This is a genomic window from Croceicoccus sp. Ery5 (genome assembly GCF_020985325.1).
Classification (GTDB): domain Bacteria; phylum Pseudomonadota; class Alphaproteobacteria; order Sphingomonadales; family Sphingomonadaceae; genus Croceicoccus.
The window spans coordinates 544,554-561,717 of record NZ_CP087587.1; the positions used below are offsets into that span (position 1 = coordinate 544,554).

A 17,164-nucleotide genomic window follows, 5' to 3' on the forward strand; every position below is an offset into this window, starting at 1 on the left:
CATGCGTCAATCTGTCCGGCCCCCATGGCGTCAACCAAGGGCGGAAACCCGCCGTTTTTCGCGGATTTGGGGCGGGTGACAGCCTGTCACCTTTGTAACCCTAAGCGTGCCGGCCGAAGCGCGACCAGACCGCCTCAGCCGATGCGATAGGGCACCACGCCGCGCCCGCCCGGATCGACGACGATGGCGCGGTCGCCCGGCGGAAAGGCGCGCTGGTCGCAGTTTTCGCGGGGGCACAGGCGGCAGGATATGCCGATGGGTGTCGCCGCGCCGCGTGCCGTGACGTCCAGACCGTCGGCATAGATGAAATCGGCGGCATCCTTCGCCTCGCAGCCAAGCGCCACGGCAAAGCGGCGGGGCGGGCGGGCATAGCTTCCCGAAGGCTTCACCAGCCCCTTGGCCATCGAGACATAGCGGACCCCGTCGGGCGTTTCGGCCAGTTGCGTCAATATGCGGTCGGGTATCGCCACCGCCTCGTGCACGATCCACAGCGGGCAGGCCCCGCCGAAACGCGCGAATTGCAGCGGCGTCGCCGAATGGCGCTTGGTGATGTTGCCCGCCATGTCGACGCGGCAGAAAAAGAACGGAATGCCCCGCGCCCCTTCGCGTTGCAGCGTCGACAGCCGGTGGCACGCCTGTTCGAAGCTGACCGCGAAACGCTGGCGCAAACGGTCGATATCGTGCCGTTCGGCCAGCGCCGCAGCGCGAAACCGTTCATAGGGCATCAGCAAGGCACCGGCCGCGTAATTACCCAGCCCGATGCGCAACAATTGCCGCGCCCCTGCCGAAGCCAGCCCCGACTGGCGGGTGACCAGCGCGATTTCATCGGCCAGCGCGATCCCCGCCAATTGCCACGCCAGTTGAAACCGCCGCGTTTCGGCAGGCTGCGCGGGATCGAGGGTGAGCGCATGACGCGCCGCATCGTAATGCCGCAGCCCGCCTTCGCCCTGCGTGACATTCAGGCCCAGCCTTTCCGCAAAGCGCAGCAAGGCCGCTTCTGTCAGCGGCGGTGCACCATCGGCAATGCGCGCGGCCAGATCCTCTGCCCCGCGGTCCAGCGTGTGGATGTAATTGCCCGCGCCGTGGAACCAGTCGCGCACTTCTTCCCACGGCAGGCGGCCCGATTGCGCGGTTTCGCCCGATTCCAGCGTCTCGTCCAGCATTTGCAAGCGCTCGCCCGCTTGCCGGTACGCGGCATGCAAAGCGACGAAACGCTCGGCCAGATGCGGCTGCTGGCGCACGGCGCGGGCGGCGGCATCCTCTCCCAGCGGCTCGGCAAAGATCGGATCGGATGCGGCGCGGCGCAGGGCCTCTGCCCGCTTGTCCGAACTGTCGCCGCCCAGATCGTCGAGCCGCAGATCGAAATGCCGCGTCAGCGCGGCGATCAGTGGCGGGGTCAGCGGGCGGTCGTCGCTTTCCAACTGCGAAAGATAGGAAACCGAAATGCCCAGCCTTGCCGCCATCTCGGCCTGTCGCATGGTCCGCCGTCCGCGCAGGGCGCGCAGGGTCTTGCCGGCAAAGATGCGTTGCGGTCGGTTCATCGCGCTTTCGTAACGCGGTGACAGCGGTTTTGCAAAACCCGCCGCCACGATTTTGCAAATTCGCATTGGACTTGCAATTTGCTGACAGCAATAGGCAATCTGGCAAGACGGCGGCGCCTGCCGTCTTCGCAACCCGTAAGCACCATGGAGAGGGGCCCTCGTCCGCAATGTCTGCCAATATCGCCGAAGTCGAACGTCGCCGCGCCGCCGCCCATCTGGGAGGTGGCCAGAAACGCATCGATGCCCAGCACGCCAAGGGCAAGCTTACTGCCCGAGAGAGGCTTGACGTGCTGCTCGATGCCGGATCGTTCGAAGAGCTGGACATGTATGTCGAGCATAATTGCGTCGATTTCGGCATGGACGAGGGCCACATTCCCGGTGACGGCGTGGTCACCGGATCGGGCACGATCAATGGCCGGCTGGTCTATGTGTTCAGCCAGGATTTCACCGTTTTCGGCGGTTCGCTGTCCGAACGCCACGCGCAAAAGATCTGCAAGGTGATGGATGCCGCGCTGAAAGTCGGCGCGCCCGTCATCGGCCTGAACGACAGCGGCGGCGCGCGCATCCAGGAAGGTGTCGCCTCGCTGGGCGGCTATGCCGAAGTGTTCCAGCGCAATGTGCTGGCATCGGGCGTGGTGCCGCAATTGTCGCTGATCATGGGCCCCTGCGCGGGCGGTGCGGTCTATTCCCCCGCAATGACCGATTTCATCTTCATGGTGGAGGACAGCTCCTACATGTTCGTGACCGGCCCCGACGTGGTCAAGACGGTGACGAACGAGGTTGTGACGCAGGAAGAGCTGGGCGGTGCATCGACCCATACCACCAAGACCAGCGTGGCCGATCTGGCGTGCGAGAACGATATCGTCGCCCTGCTGCAGGCGCGTGATTTTATCGATTATCTGCCGCTGTCGAACCGCGACGAAATCCCCGAACGCCCCACCAGCGACCCGTGGGACCGGCTGGAAGACAGCCTCGACACGATCATTCCGGCATCGGCGAACCAGCCCTATGACATGCACGAGGTCATCCGGAAGGTGGTGGACGAGGGCGACTTTTTCGAAGTGCAGCCCAAGCATGCCGCGAACATCATCTGCGGATTCGGTCGGGTCGAGGGGCGGACCGTGGGTATCGTCGCCAACCAGCCGATGGTGCTGGCAGGCGTGCTTGACATCAATTCGTCGAAAAAAGCGGCGCGTTTCGTGCGCTTCTGCGATGCGTTCGGCATTCCGATCCTGACCTTCGTCGACGTTCCGGGTTTCCTTCCCGGCACCGATCAGGAACATAACGGCATTATCAAGCATGGCGCGAAACTGCTGTTCGCCTATGCCGAGGCGACCGTGCCCAAGATCACCGTCATCACCCGCAAGGCCTATGGCGGGGCCTATGACGTGATGGCGTCCAAACATTTGCGCGGCGACCTCAACTATGCATGGCCGACCGCCGAAATCGCGGTGATGGGCGCGAAGGGCGCGGTAGAGATCATCTTCCGGCAGGACCGCGACGATCCGGAAAAGATCGCGGCCAAGACCAAGGAATACGAAGACCGCTTCGCCAATCCCTTCGTAGCCGCGTCCAAGGGCTTCATCGACGAGGTGATCATGCCTCACTCCACCCGCCGCCGCATCGCGCTGGGCCTGCGCAAGTTGCGGAACAAGGAGCTGGAGAATCCCTGGAAAAAGCACGACAATATCCCGCTGTAATCCAGTGACAGATTGTGGGGAGTGACGGGAGATGGGTACCTATACCGCCAATGTCCGTTGGGAGATTTCCGAGGGCGAGGATTTCCCGACCAACAAATACAGCCGCGCCCATGTGTGGAGCTTCGACGGCGGAGCGAAGGTGCCGGGCAGCGCGGCGCCGGGCTATCTGCCGGCCGCGCTGATCGACGAAAGCGCGGTCGATCCCGAAGAGGCGCTGCTGGCTGCGGCGGCAAGCTGCCACATGCTCTATTTCCTTGCCTATGCGGCCAAGGCGGGTTTCTCGATCTCTTCCTACGAGGATAATCCGGTGGGCGAGGTCGAGAAGAACGAGGCAGGCGATCCGTGGGTGTCGACCATTGTGATGCGCCCGCACGCTGCCTTTACCGGCGAGACACTGCCTGGTGCAGAGGAGATCGAGCATCTTCACCACAAGGCGCATAAAAGCTGCATCATCGCGAACAGCCTGAAGAGCGCCATGACCATCGAACCGATTATCGAGGGCTGAGGAATGAAACCCGCATTCACCTTGGGAAGGATGAACCACCTCGGCTATGCCGTGCCGGACATGGATGCCGCCATCGCGCATTACCGCGATGTGATGGGCGCATCGGTCGTGACCGAGCCGTTCGACATGCCGGAGCAGGGCGTCAAAGTGTGCTTCGTCCACACGCCCGGAAACGGAGAAGACGGGAACGGCACCGCAGGCACGCAGGTCGAACTGCTGTCGCCGCTCGACGGAAATTCGCCCGTCGCGGGCTTTATCGCCAAGAACCCGCTGGGCGGACAGCACCACGTTTGCTTTGAAGTGCCGGACATCGAAGAGGCGCGCGCCTATTTCGATGGCATCGGCAAGCGCATTCTGGGCCCGACGCGGATCGGTGCGCATGGCACGCCGATCTTCTTCGTGCATCCCAAGGACATGATGGGCATGCTGACCGAAATCATGGAAACCCCCGAAGAGACGCATTGATGTCCTATCGTTTCATCACGTCCGAACGCGATGGCGGCGTGGTCACCATCGCGATCAACCGGCCCGACCGGCTGAATGCGCTGACCCCCAATGTCATGGCCGAGCTGACCGAGGCCATCGACAAGGCCATCGATGGCGGCGCACGCGCGCTGGTGCTGACGGGTGAGGGGCGCTCTTTCTGCGCGGGCGCCGATCTGCGTGCCGATGGCGCCGGATATACCGGCCTGCCCGAAGATCTGGGCGAGCTTCTCGACGATCATTACAATCCGTTCGTGGCCAAGCTGGCCGATCTGCCCGTGCCGCTGGTCACGGCCGTGAACGGTCCTGCGGTCGGTGCGGGGATGTCGTTGGCGCTGGCGGGCGATATCGTCGTTGCGGCGCGTTCGGCGTTTCTGCTGCTGGCGTTTGTGAATATCGGGCTGGTCCCCGATCTGGGTGCCAGCTGGCTGGTGACCCGCGCCGTCGGGCGTGCCCGCGCGCTGGAACTGGCGCTGCTGGGTGAGGAGATTACTGCCGAGGATGCCAGGGCGATGGGCCTGATTACCCGCGTGACCGACGATGGCAAGGCGCTGGAGGAGGCGCAGGCCATTGCGCACCGGCTGACCAAGGGGCCTGCCAAGGCGATCGGCCTGATCCGCAAGCAGATCGGCGATGCGCTGGACACCGGCTTTGCCGAGATGCTGGAGCGCGAACGCGCGAACCAGTCGATTGCCGGCCGGACCGAGGATTTCAAGGAGGCGCTGGACGCCTTTGCGCACAAGCGCCGCCCCATCTTCAAGGGGCGCTGAGAGGGTTTATCATGAGTGACAAGAAACCGACGCTGACCGACTGGCAGGCCACCGCCGACAAGGAAGTGAAGGGCCGCGATCTGACCTGGCACACGCCCGAGGGGATCGACGTCAAGCCGCTTTACACGGCGGCGGACAATGAAGGCTGGGACCCCGGCCTGCCCGGCTTTGCACCGTTCACGCGCGGGGTGAAGGCATCGATGTATGCGGGCCGTCCGTGGACGATCCGGCAATATGCGGGCTTCTCGACCGCAGAGGAATCGAATGCCTTTTACCGTCGCAATCTGGCGGCGGGGCAAAAGGGCCTGTCGGTCGCCTTCGACCTTGCCACCCATCGCGGTTATGACAGCGACCATCCGCGCGTCGTCGGCGATGTCGGCAAGGCGGGCGTGGCCATCGACAGCGTCGAGGATATGAAGATCCTCTTCGACCAGATCCCGCTCGACCAGATGAGCGTGTCGATGACGATGAACGGCGCGGTGATCCCGTGTCTTGCGTTCTATATCATCGCGGCGGAAGAGCAGGGGGTAGAGCCCGAGCAGCTAACCGGGACCATCCAGAACGACATTCTGAAGGAGTTCATGGTCCGCAACACCTATATCTATCCGCCCGAACCTTCGATGCGGATCATTTCGGACATCTTCGCCTATACGGCGGATCACATGCCGAAGTTCAACTCGATCTCGATCTCCGGCTATCACATGCAGGAAGCCGGCGCGACGCAGGTGCAGGAGCTGGCCTTCACCATCGCCGACGGCATGGAATATGTGAAATATGGCGTGGCCAGCGGGCTTGATATCGACAAGTTCGCGGGGCGGCTGAGCTTCTTCTTCGCCATCGGCATGAACTTCTTCATGGAAGTGGCGAAACTGCGTGCGGCTCGCACGCTTTGGCACCGCGCGATGACGCAGCTGGGCGCGCAGTCCGAGCGGTCCAAGATGCTGCGCACCCATTGCCAGACCAGCGGCGTGTCTTTGACCGAGCAGGACCCCTATAACAACGTCATCCGCACCACGGTCGAGGCGATGGCCGCGATGCTGGGCGGCACCCAGTCGCTCCACACCAATGCGCTGGATGAAGCCATCGCGCTTCCCACCGATTTCTCCGCCCGCATTGCCCGCAACACGCAGATCGTGCTGCAGGAAGAGACCGGCATGACCAATGTCGTCGATCCGCTGGGTGGCTCCTATTACGTCGAGGCGCTGACCAAATCGCTGGTGGACGAGGCATGGGCCATCATCGAGAAGGTCGAGGCCGAGGGCGGCATGGCCAAGGCCGTGGCAGCCGGTTGGCCCAAGGGCATGATCGAGGAAGCCGCCGCCGCCCGTCAGGCGCGTGTCGACAAGGGCGAAGATGTGATCGTCGGCGTCAACAAGTTCCGCCTGAAAGACGAAGACCCGATCGAGACGCTCGACATCGACAATACCGCCGTGCGTGAGGCGCAGATCAGGCGTCTGGAAAAGATGCGCAGCACGCGTGACGAGAAGAAGTGTCAGGCGGCGCTGGACGCGCTGCGCGAAGGGGCCAAGACCGACGGCAACCTGCTGGCGCTGGCCGTCGATGCCGCGCGCGAACGCGCCAGCCTTGGCGAGATTTCGGATGCGATGGAGGCTGCTTTCGGCCGCTATGACACCATGCCAAAGCCGGTGAAGGGCATTTATGGCGCGGCCTATGCCGACGATAGCCGGTATCAGGCCGTGGTCGATGGTGTCGAAGCGGTGGGCCGCCGCATGGGCCGCAAGCCGCGCGTGATGATCGCCAAGATGGGGCAGGACGGCCACGACCGCGGCGCGAACGTGATCGCGTCGGCCTTTGGCGACATGGGTTTCGACGTCACCACCGGTCCCTTGTTCCAGACGCCGCAGGAAACGCTGGAAATGGCGCTTGAGGCCGATGTTGACCTGATCGGCGCATCGTCGCTGGCGGCGGGGCACAAGACGCTCATCCCCGAACTCATCCGCCTGCTGAAGGACGCAGGGCGCGGCGACATCAAGGTGACGGCTGGCGGTGTGATCCCGCCCAGCGATTACGAATATCTGCGCAATGCGGGCGTGCAGGGCATTTACGGGCCCGGTTCCAACGTGGTCGAATGCGCAGCCGACGTGCTGCGCCTGCTGGGCCACAACATGCCGCCCGCCGATCTGGACGAGGCTGCTGAGTGAGCTATCACCATCCAACCTTGCCGCTTTGGGCAAAGGCAATCGTGGCTTTGCTGATCCTCGCCGCGATTGCGTGGTCGCTGGGGCATCTGTTCGTTTGGCAGATGGGGATTTGCCCGGCGTTTTCCAGCAACACGGCCTGTGAATGGTCCACCATGGAAAAGTTCTGGCATTTTCCCGGATCGCAGCTGACTGCTTTGACGGTTGTTGTGGGTTCGATCGCGTTGCTGCGAAAGGCATTCGCACAATGACCCCCAAGCCATCCCTCGGTTTCTCGGTCGAGACGCTGCTGCCTGACGCACGGGTCTCTGGCCCGCTGCGCATGGGGCTGGTGCGTCTGGCCGAGAGTGAGTGGCTGGTGAAAGCCCCCGACCTGGCGACCCGCAATGCCGCTTTCGACGCGCATCCCGATGCCGTGCAGGTCCTTCCCGAAGCGCGCTCTGCCGAAACCGAACTGTGCGACATGCTCGGCGTATCGGGCGGCATCGAACAGGCCGCCCGCGCGCATTGGGAGGATTTCTGCATCCTGACCCAGGATGCGCCGGGTCGGCCTTTTCGACTGACCGGCGCGGCGGTGGCATTTCCGACCGACTGGCACCTTTCCGACAAAATGGGCCAAGCCGTCGCCAAGGTGCATGAACCCATCGACGGCTATGCCGAGCAGCTCTCCGCAGGTGTCGACCGCTTTCTCGACGGATTGCGCGCGCCGCATATTTTCGGCCGCACCAATGCCTTTGTGATGCCCAACGGATTGTGGCGCTATCTCCCCACCGACGATCCTGCACAGCGCTTTGCCCATGTCACCCCGGAGAACGCGGGCGAAACCCTGTTCGTGCGCTGCGAGCGAGAGACGTTGCGACGGCTACCGAAATCGCAGGCCATCGTCTTTACCATCGGCGTGCATGTCGCGCCGCTTGGCAGCCTGAGCGACGCAGGCGTTGCGCGGATTGCCGAAACGCTCCACGGTTTCGGTGCGGGCGAGGGTGACCGGCGCGCCGCACCCCATTATGCACGCGCGCTTTCCGCCTATGCAGAGGCGCGCCAGAGGAAAGCCGCATGACCAACCCCCAAACCGCAACCGCACCGCGTTCTGAAACGCGTCCCGAACCGCGAAATGACTGGACCCGCGAGGAAATCGCCGCCCTGTTCGACCTGCCGTTCACCGAACTGGTATTCCGCGCGGCCGAAGTGCATCGCGCCCATCACCGGCCCAACACGGTGCAGCGTTCGACCCTGCTGTCGATCAAGACCGGCGGTTGCCCCGAAGACTGCGGCTATTGCAGCCAGTCCGCCCATAATGACAGCGGGCTGAAGGCGACCAAGCTGATGGAAGTGCAGCAGGTGCTGCAATCGGCGGCGCAGGCCAAGGACATGGGCAGCACCCGTTTCTGCATGGGTGCGGCCTTCCGCAATCCCAAGGACCGCGACATGCCCGCGCTGACCGAAATGGTCCGGCAGGTAAAGGCGATGGGGATGGAAACCTGCATGACGGCGGGGATGCTGACCGACACGCAGGCACGGCAACTGGCCGATGCGGGCCTTGATTATTACAACCATAACATCGACACCGGCCCCGAATATTACGACCGCGTTGCCACCACGCGCAGCCTGGGCGACCGGCTCTTGACGCTGGAACATGTGCGCGCGGCGGGCATCAACGTGTGCTGCGGCGGTATCGTTGGCATGGGCGAAACGCGCGAGGATCGCGTGGGTTTTGTCCATGTGCTGGCCACGATGGAGGATCATCCCGAAAGCGTGCCGGTCAACGCGCTGGTGCCGGTAAAGGGCACGCCGCTGGGCGACATGCTGGCCGATACGCCGCTGGCCCAGATCGACGAGATTGAATTCGTCCGCACCGTGGCGGTGGCGCGCATCACCATGCCCGAATCCATGGTTCGCCTGTCGGCAGGGCGCGAGAGCATGAGCGCATCGACGCAGGCCTTGTGCTTCCTTGCAGGCGCGAATTCGATCTTTTCGGGCGAACAATTGCTGACCGCGCCCAATGCGGGCGACGACAGCGACGATGCGCTGTTCGACAGGCTGGGGCTGGAGCCGATGGCGGCGCCCGACACCGGCGCGACCTGCGCAAAACTGCCCGCGGAGGCTGCCGAGTGATCGCAGCGCTGCTTCTTGCCACTGCCGTTCAACCCGCCGCCTGCGACAATGCGATGACGCAGGCGGACATGAACGCCTGTTCCATGCAGGAATATCAGGCCGCCGATGGCGCGCTGAATGCCGCATGGGCCGATGCACGCGCAGTGGCGAAGCAGCGCGACACATTCGACAGCCTGCTGGCGGCGCAGCGCGCGTGGATCGCCTTCCGCGACGCGCAATGCAAGGCGGTGGCTGCTCCCTATGCCGGCGGGTCGATCCTGCCGCTAATCCACAACCGATGCATGACCGAACTGACCGAAACGCGAACCGCGCAATTGCGCGCGCTCGCGCAGACGAACTGACCCAGAGAGGAAGCCGTTAGTGTTCAAGAAAATCCTCATCGCCAATCGCGGCGAAATCGCATGTCGGGTGATCAAGACCGCGCGCCGGATGGGCATTGCCACGGTTGCCGTCTATTCCGACGCCGATGCGCGCGCGCCCTTCGTGCAAATGGCGGATGAGGCTGTTCACATCGGCCCCTCGGCCGCGTCGGAAAGCTATCTGATCGCGGACAAGATCATTGCCGCCTGCAAGCAGACCGGCGCCGAAGCCGTGCATCCGGGCTATGGTTTCCTGTCCGAACGCACGTCGTTTGCCGAGGCATTGGCCGCAGAAGGGATCGAGTTCATCGGCCCGCCCGTGGGTGCCATTGCCGCCATGGGCGACAAGATCGAATCCAAAAAGCTGGCCAAGGAAGCGGGCGTCAATGTCGTCCCCGGATTCGTGGGCGAGATCCGCGACACCGACCATGCGGTCGAGATTTCGAACGACATCGGCTATCCGGTGATGATGAAGGCCAGCGCGGGCGGCGGGGGCAAGGGCATGCGCCTTGCCTATTCCGAACAGGACGTGCGCGAGGGTTTCGAAAGCGTGAAGCGCGAAGGGCTGAACAGCTTTGGCGACGACCGCGTTTTTATCGAGAAATTCATCCTCAACCCGCGCCACATCGAAATCCAGATTCTGGGCGATAAGCACGGTAATATCCTTTATCTGAACGAGCGTGAATGTTCGATCCAGCGCCGTCACCAAAAGGTGGTCGAGGAAGCGCCATCACCTTTCGTCACGCCCAAGATGCGCAAGGCGATGGGCGAGCAATGCGTGGCGCTGTCGCGGGCCGTCGGCTATTATTCGGCCGGAACGGTCGAGCTGATCGTTTCGGGCGCGGACCCCAGCGGGGAAAGCTTCTACTTCCTTGAAATGAACACCCGCCTGCAGGTGGAGCACCCGGTTACTGAGGCGATTACCGGCGTCGATCTGGTCGAACAGATGATCCGCGTGGCCGCGGGCGAAAAGCTGGCGATGACGCAGGACGATGTGAAGATCGACGGTTGGGCCATCGAAAACCGCGTCTATGCCGAAGACCCCTATCGCGGTTTCCTGCCCAGCACGGGCCGCCTCGTCCGCTATGATCCGCCGGTCAATGGCTGGACCGATGACGGTAGCGAGAATGGCCGCCGCGGTGTGGACGGGATTCGCGTGGACGACGGCGTTTACGAAGGCGGCGAGGTCAGCATGTTCTATGACCCGATGATCGCCAAGCTGATCACATGGGGCGAAACCCGTGACGAGGCAGCGGACTTACAGGTCGCGGCGCTCGATGCCTTCGACATCGAAGGGCTGGGCCATAATATCGATTTCCTGTCGGCCATCATGCAGCATCCCCGATTCCGCAGCGGCGAGCTGACCACCGGCTTTATTGCCGAAGAATATCCTGAGGGCTTTACGGGTGCGCCTGCCGATGCGGCCATGGGGCGCAAGCTGTCGGCCATCGCGGCCTTTATCGCCACTGCCCACGCCGACCGCGCCCGCCGGATCGAGGGGCAGCTGGGTAACCGCCTGTCGCCGCCCGCCGACTGGGTGGTCGAACTGGGCGATGCCAGGCACGAGGTGACGCTGTCGCAAGATGCCGTCACGGTCGACGGCGATGCAATCGATATCGCCATGGAATACACGCCCGGCCAGCGCCTGGTCAGCGCCGTGTTCGATGCCGACGAAGAGGGCGAAGGCGGCGATCCGCTGACCGTGAAGGTCGAGCCGATACCGGCCGGTTTCGCACTGACGACGCGCGGCGCGCGCCACAAATTGCGCGTGCTGCCCGCCCATGTGGCGCGTTATCAGAAACATATGATCGAAAAGATTCCGCCCGACATGTCGAAATTCCTCGTCTGTCCGATGCCGGGCTTGCTCGTATCGCTGAACGTGGGTGAGGGCGACAAGGTCGAACAGGGCCAGCCGCTGGCGGTGGTCGAGGCGATGAAAATGGAAAACATCCTGCGCGCGGAGAAATCGGGCGTTGTGAAATCGGTCAACGCCAAGGCCGGAGATTCGCTTGCGGTCGATGCGATCATCCTTGAAATGGAATGAATGCATATTGACCAAAACGCCGGCACGCCGCCTGCCGATACGATCGCCTTCGACGATTTTCTGAAGGTCGATATCCGTATCGGCACAGTGGTAAAGGCCGAACCCTTTGAAAAGGCGCGCAAGCCCAGCCTGATCTTGCATATCGATTTCGGACCGGGCGTGGGTCTGCGCAAGACCAGCGCGCAGATCGCGGCGCTTTACAGCCCCGAAGATCTGGTCGGGCGGCAACTGGCAGGCGTGGTGAATTTTCCGCCGCGCCAGATCGGCCCGATCATGTCCGAAGTGCTGACACTGGGATTTGCGGATGCGGAAGGGCGGATAACGCTGTTCTCACCCGACAGGCCGGTGCCCGATGGTGCGCGCCTGCTGTGACGCGTGGGCGATGCCCGGTCAGGCGGGCGTTTCGCTTGCCTCGATAAACCAGCGCTGGCTGCCTTCCAGTCCGATGGCTGTTAGCCGCCCCGAACGGAATGCGCCGGTATCGATGCCGATGCGATTGGGCCGGTCGGTGCGCGGGCCGATTTCAACTTCCTCGCGGATCGTGTGGCCATGGATGACGCACACGTCCAGCGGGCTGTCATGGCTGAGAAAAGGCTCGCGGATCCAGCGCAGGTCGCGCCCCACCTGTTCTTCCAGCGGAACGGTCGGATTGATGCCTGCATGCACGAACAGATAATCGCCGATGCGGATCATATCCTCCATCGATTCGATCAGTTCGATATCCTCGATCGGCACGGCCTCGCGCGCCAGCTCGGCAAGATGCGTCAATGATGCGGTGCGATAGCTTTTCAGCGGAATCGGATAGCTGAGCAGGGTCTCGCGCCCGCCGACGCGCAGGAAGTGGCGCAGATTCTCGTCACTGTCGAGCGCGCGCAGCATCATCTCTTCATGATTGCCCATCAACATGCGCACCTTGCGCCGCGTGGCCCATTCGCGTGCCCTGGCGATCACCCCGGCGCTGTCGGGGCCGCGATCGATCAGATCGCCCAGCAGGATGACGGTCGTATTCGCCTCGCCCCGTTGCTCGTCATCGGCGTCGACCATGGCGATAATGCGATCGAAAAGGTCGCGGCGTCCGTGGATATCGCCGACGGCATAGACGCGCTCACCATCCGGAACAGTTGGCCCATGCAGCGGCTCGGCGCGCTGTCGATCGAGAATGTCGCGAAAAAAATTCATAGTGCAGTCGTGGCCATTGATCGAACCTAGTTAATAATCGCTGAATCGCGCGACAAGGTGTGTCGGCAAAAGGTTCGGCATTTCCGGCATCTATGACATATTTGGTGCGTGAAGGCGCGTTGCGTTGCAAGAAATCCACACCAACCGGCCTGTTTGACACAGAAAGTTAAAAATTGCCTTGTGCAGTGCAGCAAGTGATTGCACTGCGGATAGTGCATGTCCCCGACACGCGCCACACGAATAAGGCGCGGCGGGGAATTGTCAGGAGGGGCGAGGATCCTTGGACAAAGAATGAGGGAAAAAATATGAAGACTCTTCTTCGCGGTGCCATCGCCGCCTCTTTGCTCGCCGGTTCGGCCCTGGTCGCAACCCCGGCCCTTGCACAGGACGAGAGCGAAATTTCGGTATCCGCCAATGTTGCGATGGTGACCGATTATCGTTTCCGCGGCGTCAGCTATTCGGGTGGCGATTTTGCCATTCAGGGCGGTTTCGACATCGCCCATTCCAGCGGTTTCTACATCGGCACATGGGCATCTTCGCTCGAGCCGACCTCGACCGGCTATGGCAATACCGAAGTCGACATCTATGGCGGCTATAGCGGTGCGATCAACGATACGGTCTCGTTCGATGTCGGCTTGCTGTATTACATGTACCCCAGCGCTTCGGGCGACACCGATTATTACGAGCCCTATGCATCGGTCACCGCTGCACTGGGTCCGGCAGAAGTGACTGCCGGCGTTGCCTATGCATGGGATCAGGATTCGACGGCCAATCAGGACAATCTGTACCTGTACACCGATGTCGGCTTCGGCGTCCCCGGCACTCCGGTCACGATCAGCGGCCACCTCGGCTATACCGATGGTGTCTGGTCGCCCGAAACCTATTCGGATTTCGGCACCGATGACCAGACGGCATTCGACTGGTCGATCGGCGCATCGATGGCGGTTTTCGGCCCGCTGGAGGCTGGTATCTCCTATGTCGGCGTAGAAGCGCCTTCGAACGACGATATCCAGTTTGGTCCGGTCATGAACGACACGATCGTCGCGACCCTGTCGGCCAGCTTCTGATCGATAGAATCCGGTCCTGAGGGACTGGCAGAATTGGGGCCCGCGTTCCGACGGAGCGCGGGCCCTTTTCATACGGTGCACCTGTTTTTGCCGTTCGCAGCGCCTGAACCCTTGGCATGGCGGGGCTGGCTTCCTAGTTTCGCGGCATGACGAAATATCTGCACACGATGATCCGGGTTACGGACCCCGACGCCACCATCGATTTCCTCCGCCTGATCGGGCTGGAGGAAACGCGCCGCATGGAGAGCGAGAAGGGCCGGTTCACGCTGATCTTCATGTCCGCACCCGGGCAAGAGGACGTGGCCGAGGTCGAGTTGACCTATAACTGGCCTGCCGAAGACGGATCGGAACCCGAAACCTATACGGGCGGTCGCAATTTCGGCCATCTGGCGTTCCGCGTCGACGATATTTACGCCACCTGCCAGCGGATCATGGATGCGGGCCATATCGTGCACCGCCCGCCGCGCGACGGACACATGGCTTTTGTGAAAACACCCGACGGCATTTCGATCGAATTGCTGCAGGACGGCCATCTGGAGCCGGCCGAACCGTGGGCCAGCATGGAAAACACCGGCAGCTGGTAAGGTGATTCCGCCAAAGGCGAACAAGTCGTTCGCCTCGCTTGCGGCCCGTTTGAAGCGCAGCTAGACCCGCCATGTTGGGGCGCGTTGTCCGTCGGAAGTGACGCGTCCCTGGACGGGGGCATCGATGGTCGCAGGCGCGGGGGTTGTAACCCCGCTTTTTTCCATATTGGAAGCGGTTCGGCTGGAACTGCTGCTGTTCGCCGGTTTCTGGTTCCTGATCGGGGCGCTGGACGAGCTGGCCATCGATAGCGCATGGCTTTGGCTCAAGCTGACCGGCCGGGGGAAAACGCGGCAATTGTCCGCGCCGCTAGCGGCCGAACTGACTGCCCCCATCGCATTATTCGTGCCTGCATGGCGCGAGGCGCGGGTGATCGGCCCGATGCTTCGGCATGCATTGTCGGTCTGGCCGCACCGCGAATTGCGCATCTATGCCGGGTGTTACGTCAACGATCCCGATACGCAGGCCGCAATTGCCGACGCCTGTATCCGCACTGACGGATCGGTCGATCCGCGGCTTCGCATCGTCATCAATGAAACGCCCGGTCCGACGACGAAGGGCGACTGTCTGAATAGATGCTTCGCCGCGATGGTCGTGGATGAACAGCGCACGGGCAGGCGGTTTCGTGCCGTCCTGCTGCATGATGCGGAGGATCTGGTCCATCCGCAGGCCCTGTCGCTGATAGATGCAGAGCTGGATCGCGCCGATTTCGTACAGATTCCTGTCAGACCCGAACGGCACGAGGCATCGCAATTCATATCGGGCCATTATTGCGACGAATTTACCGACGCGCATGCGCGAGAGATGGTGGTGCGAGCCGAACTGGGCGCGGGAATACCCGCTGCGGGCGTCGGCTGCGCCTTTGCGCGTGACGCGCTCGACCGGATCATCGCGCGGCGCGGCCAGCAAGCGGGGCCGTTCGATCCCGCTGCCCTGACCGAGGATTACGAGCTGGGCATGCTCATCGGCCGGAAGGACGAGCGTGGCAGGGGCGGCAGCTTCATTCGCGCGCGGGCCGTGGACGGATCATTGATCGCGACGCGCGCCTATTTCCCGCACCGGCTGGACGCGGCTGTCAGGCAAAAGGCGCGATGGGTGCAGGGCATTGCATTCGACGGGTGGGAACAGCTGGGGTGGAGCCGCAGCCCGCTGGAATTCTGGATGCGCCTGCGCGACCGGCGGGGGCCGCTGGTGGCGCTGGTCTTGCTATGCGCCTATGCGCTGGTCCTGCTGACGGGCGTGTTGCGACTGGGCGAGGCCGCAGGCATCTATCAGCCATCGCGGCTGCCGCCGCTGATCTACTGGATATTGATCTTCACCACATTTGCGTTCCTGTGGCGCGCCTTCATGCGATTTGTGCTGGTGGGCCGCGAATATGGCTGGGGAGAAGGCGTCGCCGCGGTCATCCGCATTCCCGTTGCCAATGTCATCGCGATCATTTCGGCGCGACGGGCGCTGATGCGCTATATCGCGGATTTGCGGGGCAAGGGGAAGGTCTGGGACAAGACCGAGCATGACCGCCACCCTGCCGAGGCGGGCACCATTTCGTGACATCGGCGGCAAGACGGCGGGGGCAGCCACTGGTCGCGCTGACCGGTCTGATGGGCGGATGGGTCGCCATGCGCGCTTTGGTGCCTTCGGGCGATTTTCTCGACGTTCCGGTGCCGCCCAATGTGGTAAAGCGGGTGGGCGAACCCGCGCCGGTGATGGCCGAAGCGGTTACTCCGGCCAGGCCGGAAGCCGAAGCCGCGGCGAGCGCGCCTGTAAACAGTGATGTGCCGCACGAAGCGCGCACGATCCGCCCCTTGCCGTTAACGCTTCCCCCGCCGCCGGTGTTCTTTCCATCGCCTGCCGCGATCCCGTCACATACGCCTGTGGCCGTACCGCCCACTGCCCCGCCGGCTGCGACAGTCCCTGCCGGATCGGCCCCTGCGATCGCGCCAAGGCTTCTGCCTTTCTCGCCTTCTTCGCGCGAAGCATCGGGGCGTCGCTGGTCGGCCGACAGCTGGCTTCTCTGGCGCAAGGGAAGCGAGGGCGCCACGAATGTGCCGGGCGCGCTCAGCTATGGCGCGAGCCAGGCGGGTGCGGTGCTGCGCTATCGGCTGGCGCATGACAATACGCTGCAACCCCGTGCCCATATGCGCGCGACGGGCGCACTGGATACGCCCGACAGGGAACTGGCCGCGGGTGTTGGCGTGCAACCGGTAAAGCAGCTGCCGCTCGAAATTCTGGCAGAGGGGCGCGTCGGGCGATTTTCGGGCGATACGCTGGTCCGGCCAGCCGTGGTCGGCGTGTTCGGACCGCCACCGCAGGCTTTGCCGCTTAACCTCGATATCGAACTCTATGCGCAGGCGGGCTATGTCGGCGGCAGCAACGCCACGGGTTTTGCCGACGGGCAGGCGCGGGTGACGCGCAGCATCGATGTCGGGCCTGCCACCGTGCAGGCAGGTGCGGGCGTCTGGGGCGGCGCGCAAGAGGATGTGGAGCGTATCGATATCGGCCCAAGCCTTTCAGTCACCGCGCCAGTGGGCGGCGGCATCTTTGCGCGGGCCAGCATTGACTGGCGCGAACGCGTTGCTGGCGATGCGCAGCCGGCGTCGGGTCCGGTCATTACGGTGTCGACCGGTTTCTGATTGCGACCATTTTGCGCCACCCGCCGA

At 63.2% G+C, this 17,164-nt stretch carries 17 protein-coding genes; 15 read left to right on the top strand and 2 right to left on the bottom strand.

What is annotated here, in order from left to right:
• Positions 1-134: 134 nt before the first annotated feature.
• The gene (locus LOZ74_RS02670) at positions 135-1,541 is read right to left on the bottom strand and encodes a short-chain fatty acyl-CoA regulator family protein (protein ID WP_230293791.1); all 1,407 of its coding nucleotides are present in this window, start codon (positions 1,539-1,541) and stop codon (positions 135-137) included.
• Positions 1,542-1,708: 167 nt separating this feature from the next.
• Here LOZ74_RS02670 and LOZ74_RS02675 point away from each other — a divergent pair, with 167 nt between their 5' ends.
• From LOZ74_RS02675 to LOZ74_RS02725, 11 genes are read left to right on the top strand one after another with little or no spacing between them, the layout of a single operon-like run.
• Positions 1,709-3,241, top strand: a complete 1,533-nt coding sequence (locus LOZ74_RS02675; protein ID WP_230292775.1) for an acyl-CoA carboxylase subunit beta — start codon at positions 1,709-1,711, stop codon at positions 3,239-3,241.
• A 31-nt stretch (positions 3,242-3,272) separates the two neighbouring features.
• On the top strand, positions 3,273-3,746 hold the full coding sequence (locus LOZ74_RS02680; protein ID WP_230292776.1) for an OsmC family protein: 474 nt from the start codon (positions 3,273-3,275) through the stop codon (positions 3,744-3,746).
• A 3-nt stretch (positions 3,747-3,749) separates the two neighbouring features.
• On the top strand, positions 3,750-4,211 hold the full coding sequence (gene mce, locus LOZ74_RS02685; protein ID WP_230292777.1) for a methylmalonyl-CoA epimerase: 462 nt from the start codon (positions 3,750-3,752) through the stop codon (positions 4,209-4,211).
• The gene (locus tag LOZ74_RS02690) at positions 4,211-4,999 is read left to right on the top strand and encodes an enoyl-CoA hydratase-related protein (RefSeq protein WP_230292778.1); all 789 of its coding nucleotides are present in this window, start codon (positions 4,211-4,213) and stop codon (positions 4,997-4,999) included. Before mce ends, LOZ74_RS02690 begins: the two co-directional genes overlap by 1 nt.
• An 11-nt stretch (positions 5,000-5,010) precedes the next feature.
• Positions 5,011-7,161, top strand: coding sequence for a methylmalonyl-CoA mutase (scpA, locus tag LOZ74_RS02695; protein ID WP_230292779.1), 2,151 nt, complete (start codon positions 5,011-5,013; stop codon positions 7,159-7,161).
• Positions 7,158-7,409: a hypothetical protein gene (locus tag LOZ74_RS02700; RefSeq protein WP_230292780.1), complete on the top strand. Its 252-nt coding sequence runs from the start codon at positions 7,158-7,160 to the stop codon at positions 7,407-7,409. Before scpA ends, LOZ74_RS02700 begins: the two co-directional genes overlap by 4 nt.
• A complete protein-coding gene (locus LOZ74_RS02705) occupies positions 7,406-8,218 on the top strand; it encodes a heme-dependent oxidative N-demethylase subunit alpha family protein (RefSeq protein WP_230292781.1) in 813 nt (270 codons plus the stop codon). The genes LOZ74_RS02700 and LOZ74_RS02705 overlap by 4 nt, the downstream gene beginning before the upstream one ends.
• Positions 8,215-9,273, top strand: coding sequence for a biotin synthase BioB (gene bioB / locus LOZ74_RS02710; RefSeq protein ID WP_230292782.1), 1,059 nt, complete (start codon positions 8,215-8,217; stop codon positions 9,271-9,273). The genes LOZ74_RS02705 and bioB overlap by 4 nt, the downstream gene beginning before the upstream one ends.
• Positions 9,270-9,614, top strand: a complete 345-nt coding sequence (locus LOZ74_RS02715; RefSeq protein WP_230292783.1) for a lysozyme inhibitor LprI family protein — start codon at positions 9,270-9,272, stop codon at positions 9,612-9,614. Before bioB ends, LOZ74_RS02715 begins: the two co-directional genes overlap by 4 nt.
• A 19-nt stretch (positions 9,615-9,633) precedes the next feature.
• Positions 9,634-11,676 (top strand): acetyl/propionyl/methylcrotonyl-CoA carboxylase subunit alpha, encoded by a 2,043-nt coding sequence (locus LOZ74_RS02720; RefSeq protein ID WP_230292784.1) that lies wholly within the window; start codon positions 9,634-9,636, stop codon positions 11,674-11,676.
• Positions 11,677-12,048 carry a tRNA-binding protein gene (locus LOZ74_RS02725; RefSeq protein ID WP_230292785.1) on the top strand — a complete coding sequence of 124 codons (372 nt, stop codon included), beginning with the start codon at positions 11,677-11,679 and terminating at the stop codon, positions 12,046-12,048.
• Positions 12,049-12,066: 18 nt separating this feature from the next.
• Here LOZ74_RS02725 and LOZ74_RS02730 read toward each other — a convergent pair whose 3' ends face one another.
• Positions 12,067-12,855: a metallophosphoesterase family protein gene (locus tag LOZ74_RS02730; protein ID WP_230292786.1), complete on the bottom strand. Its 789-nt coding sequence runs from the start codon at positions 12,853-12,855 to the stop codon at positions 12,067-12,069.
• Between the two features lie 305 nt (positions 12,856-13,160).
• Here LOZ74_RS02730 and LOZ74_RS02735 point away from each other — a divergent pair, with 305 nt between their 5' ends.
• From LOZ74_RS02735 to LOZ74_RS02750, 4 genes are all read left to right on the top strand, one after another.
• Complete coding sequence (locus LOZ74_RS02735) at positions 13,161-13,922, top strand: TorF family putative porin (RefSeq protein ID WP_230292787.1); 762 nt, start codon at positions 13,161-13,163, stop codon at positions 13,920-13,922.
• A gap of 146 nt (positions 13,923-14,068) precedes the next feature.
• Positions 14,069-14,506 carry a VOC family protein gene (locus LOZ74_RS02740; RefSeq protein WP_230292788.1) on the top strand — a complete coding sequence of 146 codons (438 nt, stop codon included), beginning with the start codon at positions 14,069-14,071 and terminating at the stop codon, positions 14,504-14,506.
• A gap of 97 nt (positions 14,507-14,603) precedes the next feature.
• Positions 14,604-16,055, top strand: a complete 1,452-nt coding sequence (locus LOZ74_RS02745; RefSeq protein ID WP_230292789.1) for a glycosyl transferase family protein — start codon at positions 14,604-14,606, stop codon at positions 16,053-16,055.
• On the top strand, positions 16,052-17,137 hold the full coding sequence (locus LOZ74_RS02750) for a hypothetical protein (protein WP_230292790.1): 1,086 nt from the start codon (positions 16,052-16,054) through the stop codon (positions 17,135-17,137). Before LOZ74_RS02745 ends, LOZ74_RS02750 begins: the two co-directional genes overlap by 4 nt.
• The last annotated feature ends 27 nt before the right edge of the window (positions 17,138-17,164 follow it).

Coding starts and splice junctions, on each gene's coding strand:
- LOZ74_RS02725 (WP_230292785.1), top strand. CDS start 11,677: ATGCATATTGACCAAAACGCCGGCACGCCGCCTGCCGATACGATCGCC.
- LOZ74_RS02680 (WP_230292776.1), top strand. CDS start 3,273: ATGGGTACCTATACCGCCAATGTCCGTTGGGAGATTTCCGAGGGCGAG.
- mce (WP_230292777.1), top strand. CDS start 3,750: ATGAAACCCGCATTCACCTTGGGAAGGATGAACCACCTCGGCTATGCC.
- LOZ74_RS02705 (WP_230292781.1), top strand. CDS start 7,406: ATGACCCCCAAGCCATCCCTCGGTTTCTCGGTCGAGACGCTGCTGCCT.
- bioB (WP_230292782.1), top strand. CDS start 8,215: ATGACCAACCCCCAAACCGCAACCGCACCGCGTTCTGAAACGCGTCCC.
- LOZ74_RS02735 (WP_230292787.1), top strand. CDS start 13,161: ATGAAGACTCTTCTTCGCGGTGCCATCGCCGCCTCTTTGCTCGCCGGT.
- LOZ74_RS02670 (WP_230293791.1), bottom strand. CDS start 1,541: ATGAACCGACCGCAACGCATCTTTGCCGGCAAGACCCTGCGCGCCCTG.
- LOZ74_RS02730 (WP_230292786.1), bottom strand. CDS start 12,855: ATGAATTTTTTTCGCGACATTCTCGATCGACAGCGCGCCGAGCCGCTG.
- LOZ74_RS02690 (WP_230292778.1), top strand. CDS start 4,211: ATGTCCTATCGTTTCATCACGTCCGAACGCGATGGCGGCGTGGTCACC.
- LOZ74_RS02740 (WP_230292788.1), top strand. CDS start 14,069: ATGACGAAATATCTGCACACGATGATCCGGGTTACGGACCCCGACGCC.
- scpA (WP_230292779.1), top strand. CDS start 5,011: ATGAGTGACAAGAAACCGACGCTGACCGACTGGCAGGCCACCGCCGAC.
- LOZ74_RS02675 (WP_230292775.1), top strand. CDS start 1,709: ATGTCTGCCAATATCGCCGAAGTCGAACGTCGCCGCGCCGCCGCCCAT.